Annotated in this window: 5 protein-coding genes; 2 read left to right on the forward strand and 3 right to left on the reverse strand. The window is 63.1% G+C overall.

Going from position 1 to position 6,645, the window contains the following annotated elements; genetic code table 11:
* From EN991_RS18325 to EN991_RS18335, 3 genes are all read right to left on the reverse strand, one after another.
* Positions 1-741 (reverse strand): RHS repeat domain-containing protein (locus EN991_RS18325; RefSeq protein WP_164769172.1); only part of this gene is annotated, 741 nt, incomplete at its 3' end.
* Between the two features lie 99 nt (positions 742-840).
* Complete coding sequence (locus EN991_RS18330) at positions 841-2,181, reverse strand: hybrid sensor histidine kinase/response regulator (protein WP_013531263.1); 1,341 nt, start codon at positions 2,179-2,181, stop codon at positions 841-843.
* 14 nt (positions 2,182-2,195) lie between these two features.
* A complete protein-coding gene (locus EN991_RS18335) occupies positions 2,196-3,380 on the reverse strand; it encodes an FIST signal transduction protein (protein ID WP_164753910.1) in 1,185 nt (394 codons plus the stop codon).
* A 263-nt stretch (positions 3,381-3,643) separates the two neighbouring features.
* Between EN991_RS18335 and EN991_RS18340 the strand changes: the two genes are divergently transcribed.
* Entirely contained in the window at positions 3,644-4,141 is a 498-nt protein-coding gene (locus EN991_RS18340) for a (2Fe-2S)-binding protein (protein ID WP_013531265.1), read from the forward strand.
* A 113-nt stretch (positions 4,142-4,254) separates the two neighbouring features.
* Entirely contained in the window at positions 4,255-6,603 is a 2,349-nt protein-coding gene (locus tag EN991_RS18345) for a xanthine dehydrogenase family protein molybdopterin-binding subunit (RefSeq protein WP_013531266.1), read from the forward strand.
* Positions 6,604-6,645: the final 42 nt, after the last annotated feature.

Below are 6,645 nucleotides of genomic sequence, written 5' to 3' on the forward strand. Positions count from 1 at the left end.
GTCATAGACATAGGTCCAGGTGCCCAGATCGGCGTCCGACGCCGACAGCCGATTGCCGAGCATGTCGTAAGTGTAGGTCCAGGTCGAACCGCCAGGATCGGTGACGCCGATCAGCCGACCGAGCAGATCGTAGCTGCGGCTCTCCGGCAGATTGAGGCCACCGACGTCGCGAATGATGCCGGCAATGTCACCGCGTGTCGTCGATGGAGTTCTGGTCAAATGCCCGAGCTCATCGGTCAGCGTCACCCCGTAAAGTCGGGGGGTGGGTGTGCCGGTTGCGGTCGCGATGTCGTGCAGATAGCTGCGCTGGCTGGCATCCGGATTGATCGTCTTTGTCAACCGGTCGGCCCAGTCGTAGCTGTTGGTGGTCCACTGTGCCGTCTCACCGACGAACCTCGGGAAGGCGGTACGCAGCACATTGCCGCGAAGATCGTAGTCGGTCTCGGCAATGCGTCTTGCACTGGCCGCCGTCTCTCCGGGGGTTTCCACGCGATAGACCCGGCCAAGCCCGTCATAGAAGGAGCGGGTAAAATCCTCGCCGGCGCCCCCACTCGCGCCATTGGGCAGCGGGGTGTACTTGACCAGCGCCTGTGTCGCCGGATTGCCCTCGTTCTCGAAGCGCGTCTTGGCATAGGCGCCGGTGACGCTCTGAGAGACCTGATAGGGCCGGCAGAAGGCGTCATAGGTAAAGGTTTTGACGAGACCATTCGGGTCTGTCTTCGTTGCCGGCAGGCCGCACACGGCATTGTAGGTGGCGGTCGAAACAAAGCGCGCGTCGGCGACCTGTCCGCGGGAGGACGCGCTCCTTTCAAGACGATCGGAATAGCGCGTGAGAAGTGATCAGGCCAGCAAATGCGCCAGCAGCGCCCTTAGTTGGGCCGGCTTCAGCGGCTTGCGCATCAGTTCGATGCCGCCGGAGCGGGCGGCCTTGGCGACGGCTTCCGAACTGTCGGCGGTGACGATCAGCGCCGGCACGGCGCGGCCGAGATAGTCGCGGACTTCGGCGATGGTCGTGGTGCCGAGATCGCCGCCGTCGAGATGCTGGTCGGCAATGACGATGTCGGGCACCCAGTCGGTGTCGCCAAGCATGTCTAGCGCATCGTCGGTCGAGGTCGCGGCCCGCACCAGGCATTGCCAGCGTTCGAGGAGGAAGGTCATGGCCTGCAGCACTTCGATATCGTTCTCGACCAGCAGCACCTTGGTGCCGAACAGGCCATAGCCGCGCGGCCGTTCCATATCGGCAACGCTGGCGATGGCATCGGCTGGCGCACCGATGCCGACGGGTACATCGATGTGGAAGATCGTGCCGCGTCCGACCTTCGACGAGAATGTCACGGGATGGCCGAGCGCGCTGGCCATGCGGCGCACGATGGCGAGCCCGAGCCCGAGACCGCCACCGTCCAGTTCGGCATTGGCCGGCGAGGTGCCGCGGTGGAACTCCTCGAACACCGCCTCGCGCTGGTCGTCGGGAATGCCGCAGCCCGTGTCGGCGACGTCGATGCGGATGGTGTCGCCGCGATGCCTGGTGCCGACAAGCACGCCGCCCGAGCGTGTATAGCCCAGCGCGTTGGAGAGAATGTTCTGCAGGATACGGCGCAGCAGCGTGCGGTCGGAGCGGACCACGGCATGGACCGGCCGGAATTTCAGCGACAGGCCTTTCATCTCCGCCACCGGCAGGAAATCCGAGCGGAGCGACGAGAACAGCGCCTCCAGGCTGACGTCGCTTATGTCGGGCTGCACCACGCCGGCATCGAGCTTGGAGATGTCGAGCAGGGTTCGCAGCAGGTCCTCCATCGTCTCCAGCGAGCGCTCGACCTGCCGCACCAGTTTCTTGCCCTCGTCGCTGGTCTGAACTTCGGCGAGCGCCGAAACCGAAAGGTGGGCGGCATTCAGCGGCTGCAGCACGTCGTGACTGGCAGCGGCGAGGAAACGGGTTTTTGACAGGTTCGCAAGTTCGGCGTTTTCCTTGGCGGCACTGAGGTCAATGTTCGACTGCTCCAGCCGCCGCAAGGTCGAGTGAAGTTCCTCGGTACGTGTACGCACCCGGTTTTCCAGCGAGATCGTGGTCTGGAACAGCGAAAAGGCGTTGCCTTGCTGGTCCATCGAGCGCTCGACGCGGCTGACCAGTGCCGCGTTGATCTTCTTCAGCTTTTCAAGATCGTTTATGTCCCTCAGCGGCATCTTGTTGCGCCGTCCTATTCCGCCGCCTGGCGCTCGCCGAAGGCGATGCCGGTGAAAGTCTGGTTCAGATGCATCGACCGGTACTGTTCGCCATAGGTGCCGAAGCCGATGACATTGTTGACCCGGTAGAGTTCCGAGATCTCGCGAAACACCTGCCGATTGCGTGCGTCCAGCCGGCGCAGCACGCAGTCGAAGCCGAGGATCATGTCGATGCCGCCAAGCCTCTCCTCGACGTCGCGCAGGGCGGCGCGCGTCGATTCCACCATGTCCTTGGGCTGAGCGATCGACAGCACGACGCCATCGTCTATGGCGCAGAAGAACGACAGCGAGCCGTCGGCATGCATCTTCTGGATCGACCGGCAATAATATTGTCCGCCCACCTTCACCACCACGGGATGCGAGGCGAAGCTCAGTGGCGTCAGCATCTGCGCGACGATACCGACGGACGCGGCGTATTCCTGCGCCGCATTGGTGGCGTTGAACTCGCGCACGATGCGGTGATCTGGATCGGAAGCCGTCACCACCAGTTTCTCATCGGTGGGAACGAAATTGTCGGTCTTGAAGACATGGAAGGGAATTTCGGTCGATATCAGCACGATGATGGCGCTGTCGGAGGTGACCTTGCCGTTCGAGATCAGGCGCGTCGTCTCGAATTTCAGATCGTCGCCGGCGGAGCCGCCAAGCAGCGGAATGTCATCGAGACCCCAGTGGATGGCTGAACTCACCGCTTCTTCGGCATAGGAGAGCCCGTCGATGAAGCAGAGCGCGAAAGTGCCTTTGGTCCGATCGCAACCGAGGCGCGCGCGCAGCGATCGCCGCAGGGTCTCGACCTCGCCGGTGATCCTGTCCATACCCGACGAGGACAGATTTTCGACCATCACGCTGACGGCGGTAAACGCGGTGGACGGAAGCAGCATGGCCAGCACATGACCATCCTCGAGACCTTGCGGCGTGATCTCGCCGGCAGTCGAGCAGCCGGCGTGGTGGAGCGCCGGCGCGTGGGTCATGAGCGCCTGGGAAAGGGCGCTGGCTTCGACCAGGCTCTGGGAAAAGAACAGCAGGGCAAAGCCCGCGTCGATGGCGGCTGCTTCCAGTGCGATCGCCCTGGCGAACGCCTCCATGTCGGGCTCGTCCGTGGTGAGCGCCGACAGGCCGCATGCATAGCGCGTCTGTGAATTGGCCAGCGATGTTCTCCGCATTTCCTCCGACGCTTTTTTGTGCGCGGCTGTTTTAAATGCTTCTGGCGCGCGGGCGTCGACCGACATTGTTGCCTTCAATCGGCGGTTTGGCAATGGGGCCACCGGCACCGCATGTTTGGGCGCGGCCATGACCGAAAGTACAATGTGCCGCGTTTGCGACGTGCTGTTTTTTGTCCGATGTGCGGTGTACCAATAACGCATGGCCGATGCGCCAACGCCGCGTTGGCAACGTGATGACCAAGGTTGATACCCAGGGAGGGACCATGTCGGACGTTTCGTTGATGGTGAACGGAAAGCGGGTCAGCGGTGCTGCCGAGGACCGAACACTTCTGGTTCACTTCCTGCGGGAAAATCTCGGCCTTACCGGCACGCATGTCGGTTGCGACACCTCGCAATGCGGTGCCTGCGTCGTCCACGTCGACGGCAAGGCGGTCAAATCCTGTACGATGCTCGCGGTGCAGGCCTCCGGCTCGACCGTGTTGACGATCGAGGGCCTGGCAAATGGCGCCGACCTGCATCCGGTGCAGGCCGCCTTCAAGGAACATCACGGGCTGCAGTGCGGCTTCTGCACGCCGGGCATGATCATGACGGCGACCGACATGATCGGCCGCCACCCCGAAGGGCTCGACGAGGCGACGGTGCGTGCCGAGCTCGACGGCAACATCTGCCGCTGCACCGGCTACCACAACATCGTCAAGGCGATCCTCGCCGCATCGACGACGATGAAGGGGTCGAAGGGTAAGGCGAAACAAGCGGCTTGAACGAGGCAGTAGGGCAATAAGGCAGTAGGGCAGTAGGGAATCGGAGCCAATTTTTCCCTACTGCCGTACTGCCCTACTCACCTACTCCCCTACAATCTCGGGAGGAATTTCTGATGGGCATTGAAGGTGTTGGCGCTCGGGTCGCGCGCAAGGAAGACAAACGATTCATCACGGGCGCCGGCCGCTATGTCGACGACATGGTGGTTCCCGGCATGAAGCACGCCGCCTTCGTGCGCAGTCCGCACGCGCATGCGCAGATCAAGAAGATCGATGTGAAGAAGGCCCAAGGCATGCCCGGCGTCATCGGCGTGCTGACCGGCAAGGAACTCAAGGCCGATGGCATCGGCAATCTCATCTGCGGCTGGATGATCCACTCCAAGGACGGCTCGCCGATGAAGATGGGGGCATGGTCGCCACTCGCCTTCGACCGGGTCCGTTATGTCGGTGACGCCGTCGTCATTGTCGTCGCCGAGACCAAGGGGCAAGCGCGTGACGCCGCCGAGGCGGTCGAGATCACCTACAAGGAGTTGAAGGCCGTCGTCGACGCCTCCAAGGCGATGGACAAGGGTGCGCCGCAGATCCACCCCGAAGCGGACAACAATCTGATCTTCGACTGGGACATCGGCAATGCCGACGACACGGAAGCGGCCTTCGGGAAGGCAGCCCATGTGGTCAAGATGGACATCATCAACAACCGGCTGGTGCCTAACGCCATGGAGCCGCGCGCCGCACTTGGCCATTACGACAAGGCCGAGGATCACTACACCTGCTGGACGACCTCGCAGAACCCGCATGTGGCGCGGCTGGTGATGAGCGCCTTCTACAATGTCGCGCCGGAAAACAAGCTGCGCGTGATTGCGCCCGATGTCGGCGGCGGTTTCGGCTCGAAGATCTACATCTATCCCGAAGAGATCGTCTGCCTGTGGGCGTCGAAGAAGACCGGGGTGCCGGTCAAATGGGTGGCTGACCGGACCGAGAGTTTTCTGACCGACGCGCATGGCCGCGACCATCACACCCATGCTGAAATGGCCTTCGACAAGGACCACAGGATCCTCGGCCTGAAGGTCGAAACCCAGGCCAATCTCGGCGCCTATATGTCGCTGTTTTCGTCGGCGACGCCGACCTACCTCTATGCGACGCTGCTGTCGGGCCAGTACAATATCCCGGCCATCCATGCCAATGTGAAGGCGATCTATACCAACACCGCGCCCGTCGATGCGTATCGCGGGGCAGGGCGGCCGGAAGCGACCTTCGTCATGGAGCGCATGATGGAGACGGCGGCCCGCCAGTTCGGCGTCTCGCCGGCCGAGCTGCGGCGCAAGAACTTCGTCACAGCGTTTCCGCATCAGACGCCGGTCATCATGTGCTATGACGCCGGCGACTATGCCGCTTCGCTCGATGCGGCAATGAAGGCGTCGGATTATGCCGGCTTTGCCAAGCGCAAGGCCGCCGCCGCCAAGAAGGGGCTGCTGCGCGGCATTGGCATGAGCTGCTACATCGAAGCCTGCGGCATCGCGCCGTCTGCTGCCGTCGGCTCGCTCGGCGCCGGTGTCGGCCTTTGGGAATCAGCGGAAGTGCGCGTCAACGCGGTCGGCACGATCGAGGTGCTGACTGGCTCGCACAGCCACGGCCAGGGCCATGAGACGACCTTCGCGCAACTGGTCAACGAGCGCTTCGGCGTGCCGCTCGATTCGGTCTCGATCGTGCATGGCGACACCGACAAGGTGCAGATGGGCATGGGCACCTATGGCTCGCGCTCGGGTGCAGTCGGCATGTCGGCCATCGTCAAGGCCCTCGACAAGGTCGAGGCCAAGGCCAAGAAGATCGCGGCACACCTGCTCGAAGCCGACGAAGGCGACATCGTCATCGAGAATGGCGCGCTGAAGGTCGCCGGCACCGACAAGAACGTGCCGTGGTTCCAGATGGCGCTGGCCGCCTACACTGCCCACAACCTGCCGGGCGGCATGGAGCCCGGGCTGAAGGAGACGGCGTTCTACGATCCGTCGAATTTCACCTTCCCGGCGGGCTGCTATATCTGCGAGGTCGAGGTCGACCCGGAAACCGGCGTCACCGAGATCGTCCAGTTCGTCGCTGCCGACGATTTCGGCAACATCATCAACCCGATGATCGTCGAGGGCCAGGTGCATGGCGGGCTGGCGCAAGGCATCGGCCAGGCGCTGCTCGAAGGCGCCCATTATGACAATAGCGGCCAGCTTTTGACCGCGAGCTACATGGACTACACCATGCCGCGCGCCGGCGATCTGCCGTCGTTCAAGGTCTCGACCTCGAACACGCCATGCCCGGGCAATCCGTTGGGGATCAAGGGCTGCGGCGAGGCCGGCGCCATCGGCTCGCCGCCGGCGGTGATCAACGCCCTCACCGACGCCATCGGCAGCAACGATCTTGCCATGCCGGCTTCGCCGTCCACCGTCTGGGCCGCGATCCGCGCGACGAAACACTGAAAGCGAATAGCGAATAGGGAGTAGCGAATAGGGAAGAGAAGG

Source organism: Mesorhizobium sp. M7A.F.Ca.US.005.03.2.1, from assembly GCF_003997795.1.
GTDB classification, from domain to species: Bacteria; Pseudomonadota; Alphaproteobacteria; order Rhizobiales; family Rhizobiaceae; genus Mesorhizobium; species Mesorhizobium ciceri.